19 protein-coding genes are annotated in these 22,267 nt (G+C 55.6%); 14 read left to right on the forward strand and 5 right to left on the reverse strand.

What is annotated here, in order from left to right; translation table 11 throughout:
• The first annotated feature begins 3 nt into the window (after positions 1-3).
• The 5 genes from mlaD to murA all read left to right on the forward strand — a co-directional run bounded on the left by mlaD (position 4) and on the right by murA (position 3,221).
• Positions 4-552 carry an outer membrane lipid asymmetry maintenance protein MlaD gene (gene mlaD, locus N6G83_RS38250; protein ID WP_024530622.1) on the forward strand — a complete coding sequence of 183 codons (549 nt, stop codon included), beginning with the start codon at positions 4-6 and terminating at the stop codon, positions 550-552.
• Positions 553-566: 14 nt separating this feature from the next.
• Positions 567-1,196, forward strand: coding sequence for a phospholipid-binding protein MlaC (gene mlaC / locus N6G83_RS38255; RefSeq protein WP_024530623.1), 630 nt, complete (start codon positions 567-569; stop codon positions 1,194-1,196).
• Positions 1,196-1,498, forward strand: a complete 303-nt coding sequence (gene mlaB, locus N6G83_RS38260; RefSeq protein WP_024530624.1) for a lipid asymmetry maintenance protein MlaB — start codon at positions 1,196-1,198, stop codon at positions 1,496-1,498. The genes mlaC and mlaB overlap by 1 nt, the downstream gene beginning before the upstream one ends.
• A 155-nt stretch (positions 1,499-1,653) precedes the next feature.
• On the forward strand, positions 1,654-1,908 hold the full coding sequence (gene ibaG, locus N6G83_RS38265) for a BolA family iron metabolism protein IbaG (RefSeq protein ID WP_021180689.1): 255 nt from the start codon (positions 1,654-1,656) through the stop codon (positions 1,906-1,908).
• A 53-nt stretch (positions 1,909-1,961) separates the two neighbouring features.
• The gene (murA, locus tag N6G83_RS38270) at positions 1,962-3,221 is read left to right on the forward strand and encodes a UDP-N-acetylglucosamine 1-carboxyvinyltransferase (RefSeq protein WP_021180688.1); all 1,260 of its coding nucleotides are present in this window, start codon (positions 1,962-1,964) and stop codon (positions 3,219-3,221) included.
• Between the two features lie 57 nt (positions 3,222-3,278).
• On the opposite strand, the gene degS is transcribed toward murA, so the two are convergent.
• From degS to zapG, 3 genes are all read right to left on the reverse strand, one after another.
• On the reverse strand, positions 3,279-4,337 hold the full coding sequence (gene degS / locus N6G83_RS38275; RefSeq protein ID WP_199062757.1) for an outer membrane-stress sensor serine endopeptidase DegS: 1,059 nt from the start codon (positions 4,335-4,337) through the stop codon (positions 3,279-3,281).
• An 89-nt stretch (positions 4,338-4,426) separates the two neighbouring features.
• On the reverse strand, positions 4,427-5,800 hold the full coding sequence (degQ, locus tag N6G83_RS38280) for a serine endoprotease DegQ (RefSeq protein WP_024530626.1): 1,374 nt from the start codon (positions 5,798-5,800) through the stop codon (positions 4,427-4,429).
• Between the two features lie 198 nt (positions 5,801-5,998).
• Positions 5,999-6,397: a Z-ring associated protein ZapG gene (zapG, locus tag N6G83_RS38285; protein WP_024530627.1), complete on the reverse strand. Its 399-nt coding sequence runs from the start codon at positions 6,395-6,397 to the stop codon at positions 5,999-6,001.
• A 230-nt stretch (positions 6,398-6,627) separates the two neighbouring features.
• Here zapG and zapE point away from each other — a divergent pair, with 230 nt between their 5' ends.
• From zapE to sspB, 5 genes are all read left to right on the forward strand, one after another.
• Positions 6,628-7,752, forward strand: coding sequence for a cell division protein ZapE (zapE, locus tag N6G83_RS38290; RefSeq protein ID WP_074031534.1), 1,125 nt, complete (start codon positions 6,628-6,630; stop codon positions 7,750-7,752).
• Between the two features lie 295 nt (positions 7,753-8,047).
• Positions 8,048-8,476 carry a 50S ribosomal protein L13 gene (gene rplM, locus N6G83_RS38295; RefSeq protein WP_021180678.1) on the forward strand — a complete coding sequence of 143 codons (429 nt, stop codon included), beginning with the start codon at positions 8,048-8,050 and terminating at the stop codon, positions 8,474-8,476.
• Between the two features lie 15 nt (positions 8,477-8,491).
• Positions 8,492-8,884: a 30S ribosomal protein S9 gene (rpsI, locus tag N6G83_RS38300; protein WP_024530629.1), complete on the forward strand. Its 393-nt coding sequence runs from the start codon at positions 8,492-8,494 to the stop codon at positions 8,882-8,884.
• 387 nt (positions 8,885-9,271) lie between these two features.
• Positions 9,272-9,913, forward strand: coding sequence for a stringent starvation protein SspA (sspA, locus tag N6G83_RS38305; RefSeq protein ID WP_024483694.1), 642 nt, complete (start codon positions 9,272-9,274; stop codon positions 9,911-9,913).
• A gap of 5 nt (positions 9,914-9,918) precedes the next feature.
• Complete coding sequence (gene sspB / locus N6G83_RS38310) at positions 9,919-10,422, forward strand: ClpXP protease specificity-enhancing factor (RefSeq protein ID WP_024530630.1); 504 nt, start codon at positions 9,919-9,921, stop codon at positions 10,420-10,422.
• Positions 10,423-10,557: 135 nt separating this feature from the next.
• Here sspB and N6G83_RS38315 read toward each other — a convergent pair whose 3' ends face one another.
• Positions 10,558-11,976 carry a glutamate synthase small subunit gene (locus N6G83_RS38315; protein WP_024530631.1) on the reverse strand — a complete coding sequence of 473 codons (1,419 nt, stop codon included), beginning with the start codon at positions 11,974-11,976 and terminating at the stop codon, positions 10,558-10,560.
• 11 nt (positions 11,977-11,987) lie between these two features.
• Entirely contained in the window at positions 11,988-16,448 is a 4,461-nt protein-coding gene (gene gltB / locus N6G83_RS38320) for a glutamate synthase large subunit (protein ID WP_024530632.1), read from the reverse strand.
• A gap of 695 nt (positions 16,449-17,143) precedes the next feature.
• On the opposite strand from gltB, the gene N6G83_RS38325 reads away from it, so the two are divergent.
• The 4 genes from N6G83_RS38325 (at position 17,144) to mtgA (ending at position 22,143) form a co-directional block, all read left to right on the forward strand.
• A complete protein-coding gene (locus N6G83_RS38325) occupies positions 17,144-18,070 on the forward strand; it encodes a TIGR01212 family radical SAM protein (protein WP_024530633.1) in 927 nt (308 codons plus the stop codon).
• Positions 18,071-18,184: 114 nt separating this feature from the next.
• Entirely contained in the window at positions 18,185-20,524 is a 2,340-nt protein-coding gene (gene arcB, locus N6G83_RS38330) for an aerobic respiration two-component sensor histidine kinase ArcB (protein WP_074031537.1), read from the forward strand.
• A gap of 237 nt (positions 20,525-20,761) precedes the next feature.
• Positions 20,762-21,415, forward strand: a complete 654-nt coding sequence (gene elbB, locus N6G83_RS38335) for an isoprenoid biosynthesis glyoxalase ElbB (protein WP_211135758.1) — start codon at positions 20,762-20,764, stop codon at positions 21,413-21,415.
• Positions 21,412-22,143, forward strand: coding sequence for a monofunctional biosynthetic peptidoglycan transglycosylase (mtgA, locus tag N6G83_RS38340; RefSeq protein ID WP_029711779.1), 732 nt, complete (start codon positions 21,412-21,414; stop codon positions 22,141-22,143). Before elbB ends, mtgA begins: the two co-directional genes overlap by 4 nt.
• Positions 22,144-22,267 lie beyond the last annotated feature (124 nt).

The raw sequence follows: 22,267 nt of genomic DNA on the forward strand, positions 1-22,267 counted from the left end.
TTGATGCAAACGAAGAAGAGTGAAATCTGGGTTGGGGCGTTTATGCTGATTGCGCTGTGCGCCATCATCTTCCTCTGCCTCCAGGTGGCCAATATTAAATCGATCGGTAATGAACCGACTTACCGTATCTACGCCACCTTCGATAATATCGGTGGTTTGAAAGCGCGTTCACCCGTGAAGATTGGTGGGGTGATGATTGGCCGGGTTGCGGCTATCTCGCTCGACCCGAAGACCTACACGCCACGAGTGGCGCTGGATATCCAGCAACAGTACAACCAGATCCCGGACACCAGCTCGCTGGCGATCCGCACCTCCGGCCTGCTGGGGGAACAGTATCTGGCGCTGAACGTCGGTTTTGAAGATCCTGAGATGGGCACGGCTATCCTTAAAGATGGTGGGACCATTCAGGACACTAAATCAGCCATGGTGCTGGAAGACTTGATCGGCCAGTTCTTGTACAAGAGCGGAGGTCAGGATAGCCCGAACTCACCGGATGCCGCTGCTGCACCTTCGGCACCGGATGCCGCTGCGCATTCCGCTACCACTCACTAATCGAGGAAACCTGCATGTTGAAACGTTTTTTAATGGTTGCCCTGCTGGTGGTTGCACCGCTAGCTAATGCGGTCGATCAGACTAACCCATACAGCCTGATGCAAGACGCTGCGCAGAAAACCTTCACCCGCCTGAAAAGCGAGCAGCCAAAAATCAAGCAGGATCCTAACTACCTGCGCACCATCGTGCATGAAGAGCTGATGCCGTTCGTGCAGGTGAAATATGCCGGTGCGTTGGTTCTGGGCCGTTACTACAAAGACGCTACGCCTGCCCAGCGTGAAGCTTACTTCACCGCCTTCCAGGCCTATCTGGAGCAGGCGTATGGCCAGGCGTTAGCCATGTATCAGGGCCAGACCTATCAGATCGAACCGGAACAGCCTCTGGGCAATGCTGATATCATCGCGATCCGCGTGACCATCATCGATAAAGGTGGCCGCCCGCCGGTGCGTCTGGACTTCCAATGGCGCAAGAACAGCAAAACCGGCCACTGGCAAGCGTATGACATGATCGCCGAAGGCGTCAGCATGATCACCACCAAGCAGAATGAGTGGGCATCGACTCTGCGCCTCAAAGGCGTAGATGGTTTGACTCAGCAGTTGCAAGCGGCCGCCAAACAGCCGATCACCCTGGATCAGAAAAACTGATGGCCGCAGCGCTGAGCTGGGTATCACAACAGCAAACGCTGGTACTGAGCGGTGAGCTGGATCGTGAGACATTATTGCCGCTGTGGCAGCAACGTGAGACGCTGTTGGCAGATAAAACCGTGATTGATGTGGCTCAACTGCAGCGCGTGGACTCTTCCGGTCTGGCCCTGCTGCTGCATTTACGTGAGCAACGGAGCCAGCAGGGAATTGAGATAAAAATTTCCGGCATTACCGATCGGTTGCAAACGCTGATCACGCTCTACAATTTGTCAGCAATAATGCCTGTCGAAACCGCTAGTTAGCCACATTTTTGGCTGTTCGGCCGGGAAAAATCAGTTAAAGGCCCCTGTTGCTCAGGGGCTTTTTCTTTGGTTTAAGAAAGCGGCGGATTCCACTAAGATAGACGCCAAGAAGTCGCCCCGGGTGACTATGATCCTTCGATGCAGAATTGGATACTATGGAAAATAGCGAAATTAAAGACGTGCTGATGAAGGCGCTGGCACTGGAAGAAGCGCATGTGACCGGCGATGGCAGCCATTTTCAGGTGATTGCCGTGGGTGAACTGTTCGCCACCATGAGCCGCGTCAAGAAACAGCAGGCCGTCTATGCGCCGCTGATGGAATACATCGCGGACAACCGCATTCATGCTTTGTCGATCAAGGCATATACCCCAGAAGAGTGGCAGCGGGATCGCAAACTCAACGGATTTTAAGGCTGTTTGCCCTGCGGGCAGGCAGCTCAGAACAGATAACAGAGAGTAGTTAAATGGATAAATTTCGTGTGCATGGCCGGACCCGTCTTAGCGGTGAAGTGACCATTTCCGGGGCGAAAAACGCCGCCCTGCCGATCCTGTTTGCCGCCTTGCTGGCGGAAGAGCCTGTCGAACTGCAAAATGTCCCGAAGCTGAAGGACATTGACACCACCATCAAACTGCTCAGCCAGTTGGGTACCAAGATCGAGCGCAATGGTTCGGTCTATGTTGATGCCAGCGGCGTGAATGAGTTTTGTGCTCCCTACGATCTGGTGAAAACCATGCGTGCCTCCATTTGGGCATTGGGGCCACTGGTAGCGCGCTTTGGTCGTGGCCAGGTATCGCTGCCAGGTGGTTGTGCCATCGGCGCACGTCCGGTTGATCTGCACATTACTGGCCTGGAGCAGCTAGGTGCTGAAATCAAACTGGAAGAGGGCTACGTCAAGGCCTCTGTGGAAGGGCGCCTGAAGGGTGCACATATCGTGATGGATAAGGTCAGCGTAGGTGCGACCGTCACCATCATGAGTGCTGCAACCCTGGCGACTGGCACGACCATCATCGAGAACGCGGCACGTGAGCCGGAAATCGTCGATACCGCCAACTTCCTCAACACGCTGGGTGCCAAAATCAGCGGTGCAGGCACGGACAGGATCACCATCGAAGGCGTTGAGCGCCTGGGTGGCGGGGTTTACCGTGTACTGCCAGACCGTATCGAAACCGGTACCTTCCTGGTTGCCGCTGCCGTTTCCGGTGGCAAGGTGCTGTGCCGCAATACTCGTCCAGATACGCTGGATGCGGTGTTGGCCAAACTGCGTGAAGCCGGGGCCGATATCGAAGTGGGTGAAGACTGGATCAGCCTGGACATGCATGGCAAACGCCCGAAAGCGGTAACCCTGCGTACGGCTCCACACCCTGGTTTCCCAACCGATATGCAGGCGCAGTTCAGCCTGTTGAACCTGGTTGCGGAAGGGACCGGTGTGATCACCGAGACGATCTTCGAAAACCGCTTTATGCACGTGCCTGAGCTGATCCGTATGGGCGCACACGCAGAAATCGAGAGCAACACCGTGATTTGCCACGGCGTAGAGCAGCTTTCTGGTGCACAGGTGATGGCGACCGATCTGCGTGCCTCTGCCAGCCTGGTATTGGCGGGTTGTATTGCCGAAGGCGTAACGGTGGTGGATCGTATTTATCACATCGACCGTGGCTACGAGCGCATAGAAGACAAATTACGTGCGCTAGGTGCCAATATCGAACGTGTGAAAGGCGAGTAATCGACAGTTTTAGCCTGTTTGTGCGAATAAAGCCCGGCGAGCCGGGCTTTTTGCTGACTAATTATTATCTTCCGGGAACTCACCCACCGCCATATGCAGCGTAATACGTTGCCCATCGCGCAGCACCACCACCGGGATCTCCGTCCCAGGGCGGATCTCCGCCACCTGGTCCATCGTCTCCAATACCGAAACCGCCGGTTTATTATCGACGTTAATGATGATGTCATTAATATGGAACCCCGCATTGGCGGCCGGGCCGTTAGGGGTGATTTCGGTCACGATGATCCCCTGCAGGCGATCGATGCCGGTTGCCGAGGTGCGCACCGGGATAATCTCTTTGCCCTGAATACCAAAGTAGCCGCGGATCACCCGGCCATCACGGATCAGCTTATCCATGATCTTGGTCGCCAGCTCTACCGGGATGGCAAAGCCCAGCCCCTCTGGCGTTTCACCATCGGTGATCTTGTCGTAGGTCAGCGTGTTGATGCCCATCAGCTCACCCAGGGAGTTAACCAGCGCACCGCCGGAGTTACCCCGGTTGATTGAAGCATCGGTTTGCAGGAAGGTTTGTCGCCCGGTGGTGCTCAGGCTGATACGCCCGGTGGCGCTGATAATGCCCTGGGTAACGGTTTGCCCAAGGTTGTACGGGTTACCGATCGCCAGCGCCACATCACCGATGCGAGCGGGGCGTGCGGTATTGATTGGGATCACTGGCAAATTGCCCGGATCGATTTTCAGTACGGCCAGGTCGGTCAGGCTATCGGAGCCGACCAGTAACGCCTCATAGCGGCGGCCATCTTGCAGTACGGCGGTGATCTGCTGGGCGTCTTTGATCACGTGGCGGTTGGTAATGATGTAGCCGCGATCGTTCATGATCACACCGGAACCCAGGGAGAGCACGTTGGTCGCGCCGCTGATGTTGCGGTTGTAAATGTTGACGACGGCAGGGGCAGCCCGGCGCACGCCGGTGTTATAGCTGGCCGGCGTTTGATCGCTGGTATTCTCAGATTTGCTGGCGAATATGTTATTGGCAGAACGCAATACGGGCAGGGCGGCCAGCAGTATACCGGCAACGACCAAACCAATAACAATAGAACGCAAGAGCTTAGCAAACATAGAGTTTTAGTTAGTGTTGAGGAAGATGAACGGAGGATAGCACGAGTTAACCGGGCGCAGTATGCTGGCGCGCCCGGTTTCGCAACAAATTAACGCAGCAACAGATAAATGTTTTCGTCGCCACGTACGATGTTCAACGCCATCACCGCCGGTTTAGCCTCAAGCAGTTTACGCAGTGCGTTGATGTTTTCAACGCGCTGACGGTTGACGCCGATGATCACATCTCCTTTCTGCAGGCCAAACTGCGCCGCCGGAGTGCCTTTATCCACCTTGTCGATCTTCACGCCTTTATCACCGTTTGGCAGCGCACCGTTGGTGAGGGAGGCACCTTGCAGCGCAGGCGACAGCGTTTCGGCATTGGTTGATACGCTTTCGCTGTTATCCAGGGTGACGGCAACGTCCATGGGTTTGCCTTCACGCAGCAGGCCTATTTTAACGGTCGTGCCCGGTGCGGTGGTGCCCACTTTGGCACGCAGCTCGGCAAAGCTGCTGATCGGCTTGCCATCCAGGGAGACCAGAATGTCACCGGCTTTGATCCCGGCTTTGGCTGCGGCGGATTTTGGCATCACTTCGCTGACGAAGGCCCCGCGCTGGGCATCCGTATTGAATGCTTTCGCCATATCGGCGGTCATTTCACTGCCTTTGATGCCCAGTAGGCCGCGCTTCACTTCACCAAACTCAATCAGCTGCTTGCTTAGGCTCTGTGCCATGTTACTTGGAATGGCGAAGCCGATACCGATGTTGCCGCCACCCGGTGCCAGGATTGCGGTGTTGATACCGATCAACTCACCGTTCAGGTTCACCAGCGCGCCGCCGGAGTTGCCACGGTTGATGGAGGCATCGGTCTGGATGAAGTTCTCCAACCCTTCCAGGCTCAGGCCGCTACGGCCCAGTGCGGAGATGATGCCGGAGGTTGCCGTCTGGCCAAGGCCGAACGGATTACCGACGGCTACGGCGAAGTCACCAACGCGCAGTTTGTCGGAGTCGGCGATTTTTACCGCCGTCAGGTTTTTGACATCGCTGACCTGCAGGAGGGCAATGTCAGACTGCTCGTCACGGCCAATCAGCTTGGCGTCATATTCGCGGCCATCATTGAGCTGCACGCTGATCTTGTCGGCGTTGTTGATGACGTGATTGTTGGTGAGGATGTAACCCTTCGCCGCGTCGATAATCACACCGGAACCCAGCCCTTCAAACGGGCGAGTGCTTTCTTTCGGTGTAGGCATGTTCGGGCCAAAGAAGAATTTAAACTGCTCTGGCAGCTGTGGCTGGCGTTGTACCTGGGTGCCTTCTACACGCACGCTAACTACGGCGGGCAGCACTTTTTCCAGCATCGGCGCCAGGCTTGGCAGCGACTCACCAGCAACGGCGGCAGGCATGGCTGCGTTGGCTGCCGGGACAGAGGCAAATGCCAGGCTAATACTCATTGCTAATGCACTAAGAAATAAAGATCTTTTCTTCATTGGTTATAGCTCTCTCAAAATCTGCCGGTGAAATTTTTTACGATACTGCCATAGCAATACCATTTGTGCAGTCTAGGACAATGAATTTACGCGAAAAGTTCACTTAATCGTCAAGAGTAAGCATAGTCAGTGCGGGGAATTAGGGACGAACAAAGTGAACAACCCGTGGGAACACCCCACGGGTCAGTATAACGGGGATCAATTATCGCGTGGTGCGCCGCGCAGCAGGCCGGAGGCCCCTTCGGAATAGTCACGTGGCATTTCCACTGGCGCCTGATCGTTATCCGCTTCCGCTTCGGTCAGACGATAGCGGAACGGGTTGTCCTGCATCGGCAGATCCGGCAGCAGGTTATTGGAGCTTTTCGCCATATGTTGATACAGCTGGCGATAGTCGCGCGCCATGTTATCCAGCAGTTCGGCACTGCGGGCAAAATGGCCAACCAGCTCCTGACGGTACTCTTCAAGCTCGGTTTTGCTTTTATCCAGTTCCTTTTGCAGCACCTGTTGCTGACGTAATTTACTGTTACCAAAACGCATCGCTACCGCACCGATCACGATACCGACCACCAAACCAATCAGCGCATACTCCCAGGTCATGATGACTCCTATTTTGACTTCGTTGTTCCGCAGGGATTTTTCACTTAATAATATCCACTATAACCGTTAACCTTGTCCGAGTGGAATCCTGATAAGCCAATACCTGCAGTTTGCAGGGGTTTTCTTGGGGCATAACGCCGATAAATGTGGCGATCAGGGTGGGAAGCGGCCGCCATCCGCCGCGAAAATTGGATAAATAAATTCTCAGCGTTGTTAGGGATTGCGAATACATGCAGGCACAGTCACCGTTATCACGCTACCAGCAGGCGCTGGATGCGGGGGAATATCAGGCCGATGCGGTTCAGCGCCAGGCCGTCACGCAGTTGGATCAGATCTATCAGGCGTTGCAGCAGGTACCGGCTCCCGCTAACGCTGGCAAGCGCCGTAACCTGCTTAGCCGTTGGTTAGGTAAGAGTGAGGAAACCACCTCGCAGCGGCCGGTACAGGGGCTGTATATGTGGGGCGGCGTTGGCCGGGGTAAAACCTGGCTGATGGACCTGTTTTTCCACAGCCTGCCCGGCGATCGCAAACTGCGGCTGCACTTTCACCGCTTTATGCTGCGGGTGCACGAAGAGCTGACGGAGCTGCAAGGGCAGGAAAACCCGCTGGAGATCGTCGCGGACGGCTTCAAGGCGCAAACGGACGTGCTGTGTTTTGACGAGTTCTTTGTCTCCGACATTACCGACGCCATGCTGCTGGCAACGCTGTTGCAGGCGCTGTTCGCTCGCGGTATTACGTTGGTGGCTACCTCTAACATTATTCCGGACAACCTGTATCGCAACGGGCTGCAACGCGCACGCTTCCTACCGGCGATCGATTTGATCAACGAGTATTGCGACGTGATGAACGTAGATGCGGGCATTGATTACCGGTTACGTACCCTGACGCAGGCCCATCTGTATCTGACCCCGCTCAATCAGCAAACGCAGAACACGATGGATCACATCTTCCTCAAGCTGGCGGGTCACGTCGGGGAAGAGGCTCCAGTGCTGCAAATCAATCACCGGCCAATGCCCACCTTGCGTGCGGTGGAAGGGGTATTGGCGATCGATTTTCATACTCTTTGCGAAGAGCCGCGTAGCCAACTGGATTACATCGCGTTGTCTCGCCTCTATCACAGCGTGATGCTGTATAATGTGCGCATTATGGGGCCACTGAAGGAAAACACCGCCCGCCGCTTCCTGGCGTTGGTGGACGAATTCTACGAGCGCCACGTCAAACTGGTGATCGCCGCCGAAGCTTCGATGTTCGAGATCTACCAGGGTGAACAGCTGAAGTTCGAGTTTCAGCGTTGCCTGTCCCGCCTGCAAGAGATGCAGAGCGAGGAGTATCTGAAGCTGCCTCATCTGCCGTAAACGACGTTCGGGCCTGGCTTCCAGGCCCAGTTTCGTCCCCGATTATCGCTGCCAAATCGGTCCCCCGTGCTAAATCCGTTTTCCCGCTAAAAACAGGTCGACCTTTGTGAGCGACTTCTCTATAATCTTGCGACCCCACGTTACAACAAAGTTTTTTTCCCAAAACTTTGTATAGTGCCGGCAATGGCTATTCGAAGGGGTAGGTTTGCTGGACTTGATGGTCGTGTGAGCCTCAACTGTTTTCGAGCGTTGGGTGAACACCTACGTGTAACTAAATTATTGGGTAAGCTTTCTAATGAAAACTTTTACAGCTAAACCAGAAACCGTAAAACGTGACTGGTATGTTGTTGATGCAGACGGTAAAACTTTAGGCCGTCTCGCTACTGAACTGGCTCGTCGTCTGCGCGGCAAGCATAAAGCGGAATACACCCCGCACGTTGATACCGGTGACTACATCATCGTTCTGAACGCAGAAAAAGTTGCTGTAACCGGCAACAAGCGTACAGACAAGGTGTATTACCACCACACCGGCCACATCGGTGGTATCAAGCAAGCGACCTTTGAAGAGATGATTGCCCGCCGTCCTGAGCGCGTGATTGAAATCGCGGTTAAAGGCATGCTGCCAAAGGGTCCGTTGGGTCGTGCAATGTTCCGTAAACTGAAAGTTTACGCGGGCACCGAGCACACTCACGCGGCACAGCAACCGCAAGTTCTTGACATCTAATCGGGATTATAGGCAATGGCTGAAAATCAATACTACGGCACTGGTCGCCGCAAAAGCTCCGCCGCTCGCGTTTTTATCAAGCCGGGCAGTGGTAACATCGTTATTAACCAGCGCAGCCTGGAACAGTACTTCGGTCGCGAAACTGCCCGCATGGTAGTTCGTCAACCGCTGGAACTGGTCGACATGGTTGGTAAACTGGATCTGTACATCACCGTTAAAGGTGGTGGTATTTCTGGTCAAGCTGGCGCTATCCGTCACGGTATCACCCGTGCACTGATGGAGTACGACGAGACTCTGCGTGGTGAATTGCGTAAAGCTGGCTTCGTCACTCGTGACGCGCGTAAAGTTGAGCGTAAGAAAGTCGGTCTGCGTAAAGCACGTCGCCGTCCGCAGTTCTCCAAGCGTTAATTTCTTCTGCTTCGGCAGGACGATTTACGCGAAAAACCCGCCTCTCCGGCGGGTTTTTTTATGCCTGCAATTAGATTAAACTTCATTTAAATCAGTTTGTTATGTGATAAATCAACGCATAATCACCACAAAACAGTCAAAATCTGGTAAACTATCATCCACTTTTGCGCCTGTTCGCCGTGCAGTGCTGTCAGTCTACCTCCGAGGCCGTTTTCCAGACCTAAGGTTTATCTGTGAGCTGCGGGCTTGCGGTCACGATTATTCAGGATAGCAGCCTGAGATACCCAATCAATTTCACGTCGCAGCCAGGCGGCAACAACGCAATGGCTCGTGGAGTGATGGGTATTTGGCTATTCGCCGTATTTTCTAGATAACTTGGAGGTTTTCATGGCTGTCGCTGCCAACAAACGTTCGGTAATGACGCTGTTCTCTGGCCCGACCGACATCTTTAGCCATCAAGTACGTATCGTACTGGCGGAAAAAGGCGTCAGTGTCGAGATCGAGCAGGTAGAACCCGATAATCTGCCGCAGGATCTGATCGACCTCAACCCATACCAAACGGTACCGACGCTGGTCGATCGCGAGCTGACGCTGTATGAATCCCGTATCATCATGGAATACCTTGATGAGCGTTTCCCTCACCCGCCGTTGATGCCGGTGTATCCGGTGGCACGTGGTGAAAGCCGTCTGATGATGCTGCGTATCGAGAGAAACTGGTACACGCTGATGTACAAAATCGAGCAGAGCAACGGCCAGGAAGCTGAATCAGCACGCCGTCAACTGCGCGAAGAGCTGCTGGCGATTGCGCCAATCTTCGGCCAGACCCCGTATTTCATGAGCGAAGAGTTCAGCCTGGTAGACTGCTACCTGGCCCCGCTGCTGTGGCGTTTGCCGCAACTGGGTATCGAACTGAGCGGTGCCGGCTCCAAAGAGCTGAAAGGCTACATGACCCGCGTCTTCGAGCGTGATGCATTCCTGGCCTCTCTGACCGAAGCCGAGCGCGAAATGCGCCTGCAGACTCGGGGCTAAGCATCATGGATATGTCTCAGATGACCCCGCGCCGTCCTTATCTTTTGCGGGCATTCTATGACTGGCTGTTGGATAACCAACTGACTCCGCATCTGGTCGTGGACGTGATGCGCCCAGACGTGCAGGTTCCGATGGAGTTTGCACGCGATGGTCAGATTGTGCTGAACATTGCTCCGCGTGCCGTAGGCAACCTGCAACTGGGCGATGACGAAGTGACCTTCAACGCACGCTTTGGTGGCGTTCCTCGTCAGGTGCTGGTGCCAATGGCGGCCGTGCTGGCGATTTATGCACGGGAGAACGGGGCCGGTACCCTGTTTGAACCGGAAGCCAAGTATGAAGATGAAGGGGCTTTCGAAGGGCTGGAAGAGGTGTCTACCCCTGCGGGTAGCCTGATGTCAGTGGTTGATAGCGATCGTCAGGATAGCGTTGAAGACGATAACGGCCCTGATGATGAGCCGCCTCAGCCGCCACGCGGTGGTGGCCGTCCGGCGTTGCGTGTCGTGAAGTAAGCTACGGCAGGCAGGGAAAAAGGTGCAACTCAGGTTGTGCCTTTTTTATTGCCTGTAGATCGGCAAGTTGGGTATCCGGAAGGTAAAAGCAAAGGGCCGGCGTGCCGACCCTTTGGGAGAACGTAGAAGTGTAAATCACACTTCCAGATAACACATGATGCCTTCGGCAGCTTTGCGCCCTTCGGCAATCGCGGTAACCACCAGATCGGAACCGCGAACCGCATCGCCACCGGCGAAGATCTTCGGGTTGCTGGTCTGGAAAGCATTATCGACCGATTCCGGTGCCACGATGCGGCCCTGCTTGTCCAACTGCACGTCGTGCGCAGCCAACCAGTCCATCTGGTGCGGGCGGAAGCCAAAGGCCATCACCACCGCATCGGCGTCGATCACGTGCTCAGAGCCTGGCACCTGTTCGGCAACCTGGCGGCCATTGGCATCCGGGGCACCCAACTGAGTACGCACCATCTTGACGCCAGCGACGCGCCCCGCGCTGTTAAGCTCAATGCTCAGCGGCTGCAGGTTGAACTGGAACTCGACCCCTTCCTCACGCGCATTCTTCACTTCGCGTTTGGAACCCGGCATATTCGCTTCATCCCGGCGATAGGCACAGATGACCTGAGTCGCGCCTTGACGAACAGAGGTACGCACGCAGTCCATGGCGGTGTCACCACCACCCAGCACCACCACACGCTTGCCTTCCATGCTGACATACGGCTCGTGCTGTTCTGGCTGGTAGCCCATCAACTGCTTGGTATTGGCGATCAGGAACGGCAGCGCATCGTACACGCCTGGTGCGTCTTCGTTCTCCAATCCACCACGCATCGATTGGTAGGTACCTACGCCGAGGAACACCGCATCGTATTCGCTCAATAGTGCATCCATGGTGATGTCTTTACCGACTTCGGTATTGAGCTGGAACTCGATACCCATCTCGCTGAAGATGCCGCGGCGTTTTACCATCACCTCTTTTTCCAGCTTAAAGGCCGGGATACCGAAGGTCAGTAAACCGCCGATCTCTGGATGACGATCGTAAACCACCGCTTTGACGCCGTTACGGGTCAACACGTCGGCACAGGCCAGGCCCGCCGGGCCAGCGCCAATAACGGCCACCCGCTTACCGGTTGGGTGCACGTGGGACATATCCGGCTTCCAGCCCATCTCGATGGCTTTATCGCTGATGTAACGCTCGATATTGCCGATGGTCACCGCGCCAAACTCATCGTTCAGGGTACAGGAACCTTCGCACAGGCGATCTTGCGGGCAAACGCGGCCACAGACTTCCGGCAGGCTATTGGTCTGGTGTGCCAGATCCGCAGCCTCCATGATGCGGCCTTCATTCGCCAGCTTCAGCCAGTTCGGAATATAGTTGTGAACCGGGCATTTCCATTCGCAATAGGGGTTGCCGCAGGACAGGCAACGGTCGGCCTGTGATTTCGCCTGGGTTTCCGAAAAGGGTTCGTAGATTTCTACAAACTCAATTTTGCGGATCTTCAGCGGTTTCTTTGGCGGATCAACGCGCTGCAGGTCGATAAATTGATAAACGTTCTGACTCATTCAATGACCCCTTACTGCGCCTGAACCCGCAGCTCGGCTGCGGAACGACTACGGTGACCCAACAATGCTTTGACATCACTGGACTTCGGTTTGACCAGCGCAAACTTCGGCGCCCATACCGGCCAGTTAGCCAAGATCTCTTCTGCCCGCGATGAACCGGTCAACTGCACGTGTTCGGTGATCAAACCGCGCAGGTGCTCTTCATGGATCGCCAGTTGATCAACGTCCAGCACTTCCACCAGTTCCGGGTTGACGCGTTTGCGGAACTCGCCGTCTTCGTCCAGTACATAGGCGAAGCCGCCGGTCATGCCTGCACCAAAGTTGATGCCGGTCTTGCCCAATACGCAGACGATGCCACCGGTCATGTATTCACAGCCGTTATCGCCAATGCCTTCAACCACGGTAATTGCCCCGGAGTTACGCACGGCGAAACGCTCCCCAGCACGGCCTGCGGCGAACAGCTTGCCGCCGGTTGCGCCGTACAGGCAGGTGTTGCCGATGATGCTGGCCTCATGGCTGCGGAAGGCAGAGCCCACCGGAGGACGCACGGCGATACGGCCACCGGCCATGCCTTTACCGACGTAGTCGTTGGCATCGCCGGTCAGGGTCAGCTCAACGCCGCCGGCATTCCACACGCCGAAGCTCTGGCCTGCGGTACCGGAGAAATGCGCCTTGATCGGATCGGCGGCCATCCCTTGGTCGCCATGCAGCGTGGCAATAGCCCCTGACAAGGTCGCGCCGACGGAACGATCGGTGTTACGGATATCGAAATAGAAGGTCTTGCTGTGCTTGGCCTCGATATGCGGTTGCGCCTGTGCCATCAGCTCCTTGTTCAGCACGCCCTGATCGAACGGCGGGTTGCTGCTTTCGGTGCAGTGCAGGGCTTTGCCCGCGTGTGGCGTGGCGGTTTTCAGCAACGGCGACAGATCCAGCTTGTTCTGCTTGGCGGAGATCCCGTCGAGCTCGGTCAGGAACTCGGTGCGACCAATCAGATCGACCAGTTGGCTGACGCCCAGCGTAGCCATGATCTCGCGGGTTTCCCGAGCGATGAACTGGAAGTAGTTGGTCACGCGTTCTGGCAGGCCGTGATAGTGATCGCGGCGCAGTTTTTCATCTTGAGTTGCCACGCCGGTCGCGCAGTTGTTCAAGTGGCAGATACGCAGGTATTTACAGCCCAGTGCGACCATCGGGCCGGTGCCGAAGCCAAAGCTCTCTGCCCCCAGAATGGCAGCCTTAACAATGTCGACGCCGGTTTTCAGGCCACCATCCACCTGTAGGCGGATTTTGTGGCGCAGGCCGTTGGCTACCAGCGCCTGCTGGGTTTCCACCAGGCCAAGCTCCCACGGACAGCCAGCGTACTTAACCGATGACAGCGGGCTTGCACCGGTACCACCGTCGTAACCGGCAATGGTGATCAGATCGGCATAGGCTTTCGCTACGCCGGTGGCAATGGTGCCCACGCCCGGCTCGGAAACCAGCTTCACCGAAATCATTGCCTTCGGGTTCACCTGTTTCAGATCGAAAATCAGCTGTGCCAAATCTTCAATCGAATAGATATCGTGATGTGGCGGAGGCGAGATCAGGGTAACACCCGGCACCGAATAACGCAGTTTGGCGATATACGGCGTGACCTTATCACCAGGCAACTGACCACCTTCACCCGGCTTGGCACCTTGGGCGACCTTTATCTGGATCACGTCGGCGTTCACCAGATAGGCAGGTGTCACACCGAAGCGGCCAGAGGCTACCTGCTTGATACGGGAAACCTTGTTGGTGCCGTAGCGCGCCGGATCTTCACCGCCTTCACCGGAGTTGGAGAAACCGCCCAGGCTGTTCATGGCAATCGCCAGCGACTCATGGGCTTCCGGGCTGAGTGCCCCGATGGACATGGCGGCGGTATCAAAGCGTTTGAACAGCGATTCGGCCGGTTCAACCTGATCGACCGGGATTGGTGCGCCTTTCGGGGTGATCGCCAGCAGATCGCGCAGTGTGGCAATCGGGCGCTCGTTCACCAGCTTGGCATAAGCCTGGTAATCGCTGTATTCACCGCTGTGCACCGCTTTTTGCAGCGAGTTCACCACGTCTGGGTTATACGCATGGTATTCGCCGTTGTGGACGAACTTCAGCAGGCCACCTTGATCCAGCGGCTTGCGTTTCAGCCAGGCGCGTTTGGACAGGTTTTGCAGATCTTGCTGGAAGTCGCTGAAGCTGGCACCGCCGATGCGGCTGACCACACCCTGGAAACAGAGATCGGACAGGTCACGGTGCAGGCCGACGGCTTCAAACAGTTTGGAACAGCGGTAAGAGGCGATAGTCGAGATGCCCATTTTGGACATGATCTTGTACAGCCCTTTATTGATGCCGTTGCGGTAGTTGAGCATCACGTCGCGGTATTTCTTGTCGATCGCCTGGCTATCGACCAGCTTGGCCAGCGTTTCATAGGCCAGATACGGGTAGACAGCGGTAGCACCGAAGCCCAGCAACACGGCGAAGTGGTGCGGGTCGCGGGCGCTGGCGGTTTCAACGATGATGTTGGCATCGCAGCGCAGGTTCTTGTCCACCAGACGGGTCTGGATCGCCCCCACCGCCATTGGCGCGGGTACTGGCAGACGCTGGTTGCTGATGGCACGGTCGGACAGTACCAGCAACACTGCGCCGTCACGGACTTTACGTTCCGCTTCGTCGCACAGGGCATGGATGGTCTGCTCCAGATCCTGCTCCGCTGGATCGAAGGTCAGATCGAGGGTGTCGGCACGATAATATTCGCCTTCCAGCGTAGTGAGCTGCTTGAAGTCTGAATACAGCAGGATTGGCGATTTGAAGCTCAGGCGGTGGGCCTGGCCTTCGGCTTCGCAGAATACGTTCATCTCCCGGCCGATGCTGGTAGCCAGAGACATCACGTGGGCTTCACGCAGCGGATCGATCGGCGGGTTGGTGACCTGAGCGAACTGCTGGCGGAAATAGTCATAAATGATGCGCGGACGGCTGGAAAGCACGGCGAACGGGGTGTCATCCCCCATCGAACCGGTAGCTTCCTGGCCGATCTCGCCCAGTACGCGGATCACCTGGTCCAGCTCTTCGCTGCTGTAGCCGAACTGCTTTTGGTAGGTTTCCAGTGTGGCGTCATCCAGCTCGCGGCTGCCCACCTGATCTTCCGGCAGGTCTTCGAACGGCACCAGACGTTTGACGTTCTTCTCCATCCACTCTTTATACGGGTGGCGGCTTTTCAGATCGTTGTCGGTTTCGGCGGAGTGCAGGATCTTGCCGCTGCGGGTGTCGATCACCATCAGCTCGCCTGGCCCGACGCGGCCTTTTTCGATGACTTCATCCGGCTGGTAATCCCAGATGCCGACTTCCGAGGCGCAGGTGATCAGTTTGTCTTTGGTGATGACGTAGCGCGCTGGACGCAGACCGTTACGGTCCAGGTTACAGGCGGCGTAGCGGCCATCGGACATCACGATGCCTGCCGGGCCGTCCCACGGCTCCATGTGCATCGAGTTGAAGTCAAAGAATGCGCGCAGATCGGTGTCCATATCCGGGTTGTTCTGCCAGGCCGGTGGCACCAGCAAACGCATGGCACGGATCAGATCCATACCGCCTGCCAGCAACAGTTCCAGCATGTTATCCAGCGAACTGGAGTCGGAGCCGGTTTCGTTAACGAAAGGCGCAGCGGCTTGCAAATCAGGGATCAGCGGGGTCTGGAACTTGTAGGTACGAGCACGTGCCCACTGGCGGTTACCGGTGATGGTGTTGATCTCACCGTTGTGCGCCAGATAGCGGAACGGCTGTGCCAAAGGCCAGCGCGGCACGGTATTGGTTGAGAAGCGCTGGTGGAACAGGCAGATGGCCGATTCCAGCCGCAGATCGGCCAGATCCAGATAGAAGCGTGGCAGATCGGCTGGCATGCACAGACCTTTGTAGATCGTCACCAGGTTGGAGAAACTGCACACATAGAAGCTGTCGTCCTGGACGCGCTTCTCGATACGGCGGCGGGCCACAAACAGGCGGCGTTCCATATCGCGTGGACGCCAGCCCGCAGGGGCGTTCACGAAAATCTGTTCAATACGCGGCAGGGAAGAGAGGGCGATTTCACCCAGAACGTCCGGGTTGGTAGGAACTTCACGCCAGCCGACGATCGACAGCGTTTCGTTCTGCAGCTCTTCTTCAACAATGCGGCGGCTGGCACGGGCTTCCTCTTCGTTCTGGCTGAGGAACATCATGCCAACGGCGTAGTTCTTGGCTAAACGCCAGCCGCGCTCTTCCGCCACCATGCGGAAAAAGCGATCGGGCTTTTGCAATAACAGGCCGCAACCGTCGCCAGTCTTGCCGTCAGCAAGAATTGCACCACGGTGTTGCATACGGGCCAGTGCGTGAATAGCGGTCCTCACCACTTTGTGGCTAGGTTCGCCTTCTATGTGGGCGATCAGGCCGAAACCACAGTTGTCCCTCTCATGGGATTTATCGTACAGCATATCAGTGAACCTCCCCAGGCTCTGTGTGACTCTTACAACCCACTGCGAAGGGCCTGCTCAATTTCAGGCAGAAGTCCAATCAGCAAGGTTAATATCGCCAATCTGCTTTTCCGCCCTCCATCAATGGCCTCTCGTGACGGTTCTCACAAGTGGTAAATGACTTGTTTTAAGAGGGAGTCTTAAATTACTGCATAATTATGACGAGACGTTTGCCCGTCCAGAAAGCTTCCAGCGGACCTCCAACTTAGCGAGAAAGAATACGCAGGTCAAATATGGGCTTAACAGGGATTTTGATGGCTTGCATGAGGTTTATGATGATGAAAAATAAGTTTTTTCAGACCTTTTTGGTGCGATGGAAAGGCAGGGGAAGTGCCGCAAAAATGTGAGCTGTCTCACTATAGTGCAATGCCTGAATCTCTGCACCATGCTAGTGCTGGCGGCAATGCCAGAATTTTATTCTGGTAAATTTACATTTATTGTTGTTTATAACTATTTTTCATCGCTTTGTCATAAAGCTGTTAATAGCGCACTGAGGATTAGAAACTTTCATCGAGATAAAAATGATTTTATTTGCACTAATAATGAATAGTTATGCCTACGGCGGCCTTTGGGGAAAAGCGTTGATCCCTGTCATCGCGGGAAAAGCCGTTTCTTAATAGCATAACGGCCTTCAAACACAGAGAGACACCAAGATTATGCAGTTGCCGCAATTAGTCAATATGTTTGGTAGCGATCTTCAGCGCCGTTATGGGGAGAAGATCCACAAACTCACGCTGCACGGTGGGTTTAGCTGCCCAAACCGCGACGGCACGCTGGGGCGCGGCGGCTGTACTTTCTGCAACGTGGCCTCTTTTGCCGATGAGCAGATGCAGCAGCAAAGCATTGCGGAGCAACTGGCCATTCAGGCGCAGAAAGTTAACCGGGCCAAGCGCTATCTGGCCTATTTCCAGGCCTATACCAGCACCTATGCCGAAGTCGAACTGTTAGCCAACATGTACCGACAGGCGCTGACGCAGGCTGAGATGGTGGGTATCTGTGTCGGCACCCGGCCAGACTGCGTGCCAGAGGCGGCGCTCGATCTGCTGGCAGGCTACCGTGAGCAGGGCTTCGAGGTGTGGCTGGAGCTGGGGCTGCAAACGGCGCACGATAAAACGCTAAAGCGTATCAACCGTGGCCACAATTTCTCCTGTTACCAGCAGACCAGCCGCCTGGCGCGGGAACGCGGCCTGAAGGTATGCAGCCACCTGATCGTTGGCCTGCCTGGAGAGACTCATCAACACCATTTGGCCACGCTGCAAGCGGTGGCTGAGAGCGGGGTAGACGGCATCAAGCTGCACCCGCTGCATATCGTCACCGGTAGCACCATGGCACGAGCCTGGCAGGCGGGGCGTTTGCCTGAGCTGTCGCTGGAGGATTACGCATTCAGCGCCGGGGAAATGATCCGCCATACGCCGAAGGAGATTATCTACCACCGCATCTCGGCCAGTGCCCGTCGGCCCACCCTGTTGGCACCATTATGGTGCGAAAACCGTTGGAACGGCATGCAGGCCGTCGGCGGCTATCTTCAGCGGCATGGTGGCCAGGGTTCGGCTTTGGCCGCAGACCAGCAATACCTGCCTTAAAACCCCGTTCTCAGGTTGCGAATTGCAACCATTCCCACAGTTCACAGTAAGGTTTCTTATCTTAACCGCATTTTACGGTATGATTTGAGAGATTATGTCTGTTGGGAATGGCTCATGAAGCAAATCCGGGTGTTAGCCCAGTACTACGTTGATTTGATGGTAAAACTGGGGCTGGTGCGCTTTTCACTGTTGCTGGCTTCAGCGCTGGTGATACTGGCGATGGTGGTGCAGATGGCGGTCACCATGCTGCTGCGTGGTGAAGTGGAAAGCATCGACGTGGTGCGATCCATTTTCTTCGGCCTGCTGATCACGCCGTGGGCGGTTTACTTCCTTTCGGTGGTGGTGGAGCAACTGGAGGAGTCGCGTCAGCGCCTGGCTCGGCTGGTGGATAAGCTTGAGGAGATGCGCAATCGCGATCTCGCGCTGAACCAGCAGATGCAAGAGAACATCAGCCAGCTCAATCAGGAAATTGCCGACCGTATCAAGGCGGAACAAGATCGCCAACAGGTGATGGATAAGCTGACCGAAGAGATGGAGCAGCGCGAACAGGCACAGGTAGAATTGGGCCAACAATCGGCATTGCTACGCTCTTTCCTTGATGCCTCCCCCGATCTGGTTTACTACCGCAACGAAGAAAAAGAGTTTTCCGGCTGCAACCGGGCGATGGAGTTGCTGACCGGCAAGAGTGAAAAACAGCTGATTGGCCTGACCCCCTTTGATGTCTACAGCAAAGAGATCGCCGAAAAAGTCATCGAAACCGATGAGAAAGTCTTCCGCCACAACGTCTCCCTGACCTATGAACAATGGCTGGTGTACCCAGACGGTCGCAAGGCCTGTTTTGAACTGCGCAAGGTGCCGTTTTACGACCGCGTGGGCAAACGTCACGGGCTGATGGGCTTTGGCCGCGATATAACCGAGCGTAAGCGCTACCAGGACGCGCTGGAGAATGCCAGCAGGGAGAAGACTACCTTTATCTCAACGATCAGCCACGAGCTGCGTACGCCGCTTAATGGCATCGTCGGCCTGAGCCGTATTCTGCTCGATACCGAACTGAACGATGAACAATTGAAGTATTTGAAAACCATCCACGTCAGCGCTATCACCCTGGGTAATATTTTCAACGACATCATTGAGATGGATAAACTCGAGCGGCGTAAGGTCCAGTTGGACAATCAGCCGGTCGACTTTACTGGCTTCTTGGCGGATCTGGAGAACCTCTCTGGCCTGCTGGTGCAGCCGAAAGGGCTGCAGTTCGTGATGGAGCCCGAGTTACCGCTACCGGAGAAAATCATTACGGACGGCACGCGCCTGCGGCAGATCCTGTGGAACCTGATCGGCAACGCGGTGAAATTCACCCAGCAAGGCCAGATCGTGGTGCGTGTCAGGCGCGAAGAGCAGGAACAGATCGTGTTTGAGGTTGAAGACTCAGGCATGGGGATCCCGCAGGATGAGCAAGACAAGATTTTCGCCATGTATTATCAGGTCAAAGACCAGAACGGCGGGCGTCCGGCGACCGGCACCGGCATCGGTCTGGCGGTCTCCAAACGGCTGGCGCAGAGTATGGGCGGAGATATCACGGTAAACAGCGTGCAAGGGCACGGTTCTTGCTTCACCTTGACCATCAAGGCGCCTGCGGTGGAGGAAGTGGTCAATGAGGTCCAGGCGGTGGAAGAAATGCCGCTACCTGCGTTGCATATCCTGCTGGTGGAAGATATCGAACTGAACGTGATCGTGGCCCGTTCGGTGTTGGAGAAGCTGGGCAACAGCGTTGCGGTAGCGATGAACGGCCGCGATGCGTTAGCCATGTTCGACCCGGACGAATTCGACCTGGCCCTGTTGGATATCCAATTGCCGGACATGAGCGGGCTGGATATCGCCCGTGAGCTGCGCGAGCGTTATGCGGGGCGCTCACTGCCGCCGTTGATTGCGTTGACAGCTAATGTACTGAAAGACAAGAAAGAGTATCTTGAAGCGGGCATGGACGATGTACTGAGTAAGCCGTTGTCGGTACCGGCCTTGACCAAGATGATCAAACATTACTGGGATCATCAACCCCAACATACCACAAAGAAAACGGAGCAAAAGTCGATGCAGATTAATGAATCGTTATTGGATACCGCAATGCTGGAGCAGTACATGGATCTGGTGGGGCCGCAGCTGATCCATCAGAGCCTGGCAATGTTTGAACAGGTGATGCCGGGGTATCTGGCGGTGCTGGATTCCAACATGACCGCGAAGGATGAGAAAGGGATCACCGAAGAAGGGCACAAAATCAAGGGTGCCGCTGGCTCCGTCGGACTAAAACATCTGCAACAGCTGGCCCAGCAGATCCAGACGCCAACGTTACCAGCCTGGCAAGACAACGTGCAGGAGTGGGTCGATGAGCTGAAGCAAGAATGGCGCAATGATGTGGCGGTGCTGCGAGCTTGGGTAGAGAACGCTGAAAAAAAATGACCCCAGCCGAGGCCGGGGTGCGCGAATATTGCGCCAACACCAGGGAAATCATTAACCTGCGTATTGGTTTTTAGCGTTCTGGTAGAGCAGGTGGTACAAAATTCGTATACATCATACAGCGAACAACATAGCAAATGTAAGCGCTCTTGTTAGAAGAATCATTAAAATATGTGATGTAGTTAGTATTTGTCGCCTCTGGGCCTGCCTTTACCGGCGGTCCTGGCTGGGAGAATGTCGATGAAACAGGTCGCTGTAGTGCTGAGTGGTTGTGGTGTTTATGACGGGGCAGAAATCCATGAGGCGGTGCTCACCTTGCTGGCTCTGGATCGTGCCGGTGCGCAAGCGGTTTGCTTTGCACCGGATAAGGCACAACTGCATGTTATTAATCATTTATCCGGCGAGGAAATGCCAGAGAATCGCAACGTTTTACTGGAGTCGGCACGCATCGCTCGTGGCAAAATTCAGGCGCTTTCGCTGGCCGATGCCGAGCAGTTGGATGCCCTGATTGTGCCCGGTGGATTTGGTGCGGCGAAGAATTTGAGCAGCTTTGCCACGCAAGGTGCGGAATGTTCAGTTGATCCCGATTTGTCTAAGCTTATTCGAGAAATGCATAAGCAAAACAAACCAATGGGTTTTATGTGCATTGCGCCAACGCTGTTGCCGAAAGTTTTCGATCAACCGTTGCGATTGACCATTGGTAACGATCCCGATCTGGGGGAAGTGATTGATGCCATGGGCGGTGAGCCGGTGATCTGTCCGGTAGATGACATCGTGGTTGATATTGAAAATAAGGTTGTCACGACCCCGGCCTACATGTTGGCCCAGTCGATCGGCGAGGCGGCGCAGGGAATTGATAAGCTGGTATCACGAGTGCTGGATCTGGTGGAATGATAAGGTTTTCTCGTAAATCGTGGATTGTTCGCCTGTGGTTTTGGTTTAAACGAGGCGTTCTTGCGGTTATTGGCCTGTGGCTGGCGGGGATCATTTTGTTCGCTTTTCTGCCGGTGCCGTTTTCTGCGGTGATGGTGGAGCGGCAGCTCGGTGCTTGGCTGAGCGGGGATTTCGGCTATGTGGCGCATTCCGACTGGGTAGCGATGGATGATATTGCCCCCTCGATGGCGCTGGCAGTGATGGCGGCAGAAGATCAGAAATTCCCCGACCACTGGGGGTTCGACGTGGCGGCCATTGAAAAGGCCATCAGCCACAACGAAAAGCGGCCAACGCGCATCCGCGGTGCTTCTACCCTTTCTCAGCAAACGGCAAAGAACCTGTTTTTGTGGGACGGGCGTAGCTGGGTGCGCAAAGGGTTGGAAGTTGGGCTAACGGCGGGTATTGAGCTGGTTTGGACCAAGCGGCGAATTTTGACGGTGTACCTGAATATCGTCGAGTTTGGTGACGGCATCTTCGGCGTGGAAGCGGCGGCTCAGCACTTTTTCCACAAGCCGGCAAGCCGCCTGACGGCATCTGAAGCTGCCCTGCTGGCGGCAGTGCTGCCTAATCCACATCGTTTCAAGGCCGGTGCTCCTTCGGGGTACGTAACCCAGCGCCAACAGTGGATTATGCGCCAGATGCGCCAGTTGGGTGGGGAAGGATTTCTCCAGGCGAACGATCTTAAGTGATGGCCCCTCACCCCACCCCTCTCCCATAGGGAGAGGGAGCTGAACGGAGCGCGTGCTTGCTCCGTGCGGCTTCGGAAAGTCGAGCTTAGGAAGAAAGATAGGACATGACTCGGAAGAATCAATG

The organism is Serratia sp. PL7 (assembly GCF_945957435.1).

Bases quoted from the DNA above. Each gene is read 5' to 3' on its own strand.
- rplM (WP_021180678.1), top strand. From the start codon at position 8,048: ATGAAAACTTTTACAGCTAAACCAGAAACCGTAAAACGTGACTGGTAT.
- zapE (WP_074031534.1), top strand. From the start codon at position 6,628: ATGCAGGCACAGTCACCGTTATCACGCTACCAGCAGGCGCTGGATGCG.
- rpsI (WP_024530629.1), top strand. From the start codon at position 8,492: ATGGCTGAAAATCAATACTACGGCACTGGTCGCCGCAAAAGCTCCGCC.
- N6G83_RS38315 (WP_024530631.1), bottom strand. From the start codon at position 11,976: ATGAGTCAGAACGTTTATCAATTTATCGACCTGCAGCGCGTTGATCCG.
- mtgA (WP_029711779.1), top strand. From the start codon at position 21,412: ATGATAAGGTTTTCTCGTAAATCGTGGATTGTTCGCCTGTGGTTTTGG.
- mlaC (WP_024530623.1), top strand. From the start codon at position 567: ATGTTGAAACGTTTTTTAATGGTTGCCCTGCTGGTGGTTGCACCGCTA.
- sspB (WP_024530630.1), top strand. From the start codon at position 9,919: ATGGATATGTCTCAGATGACCCCGCGCCGTCCTTATCTTTTGCGGGCA.
- gltB (WP_024530632.1), bottom strand. From the start codon at position 16,448: ATGCTGTACGATAAATCCCATGAGAGGGACAACTGTGGTTTCGGCCTG.
- ibaG (WP_021180689.1), top strand. From the start codon at position 1,654: ATGGAAAATAGCGAAATTAAAGACGTGCTGATGAAGGCGCTGGCACTG.
- sspA (WP_024483694.1), top strand. From the start codon at position 9,272: ATGGCTGTCGCTGCCAACAAACGTTCGGTAATGACGCTGTTCTCTGGC.
- degQ (WP_024530626.1), bottom strand. From the start codon at position 5,800: ATGAAGAAAAGATCTTTATTTCTTAGTGCATTAGCAATGAGTATTAGC.
- elbB (WP_211135758.1), top strand. From the start codon at position 20,762: ATGAAACAGGTCGCTGTAGTGCTGAGTGGTTGTGGTGTTTATGACGGG.
- mlaD (WP_024530622.1), top strand. From the start codon at position 4: ATGCAAACGAAGAAGAGTGAAATCTGGGTTGGGGCGTTTATGCTGATT.
- murA (WP_021180688.1), top strand. From the start codon at position 1,962: ATGGATAAATTTCGTGTGCATGGCCGGACCCGTCTTAGCGGTGAAGTG.
- degS (WP_199062757.1), bottom strand. From the start codon at position 4,337: ATGTTTGCTAAGCTCTTGCGTTCTATTGTTATTGGTTTGGTCGTTGCC.
- zapG (WP_024530627.1), bottom strand. From the start codon at position 6,397: ATGACCTGGGAGTATGCGCTGATTGGTTTGGTGGTCGGTATCGTGATC.
- mlaB (WP_024530624.1), top strand. From the start codon at position 1,196: ATGGCCGCAGCGCTGAGCTGGGTATCACAACAGCAAACGCTGGTACTG.
- arcB (WP_074031537.1), top strand. From the start codon at position 18,185: ATGAAGCAAATCCGGGTGTTAGCCCAGTACTACGTTGATTTGATGGTA.
- N6G83_RS38325 (WP_024530633.1), top strand. From the start codon at position 17,144: ATGCAGTTGCCGCAATTAGTCAATATGTTTGGTAGCGATCTTCAGCGC.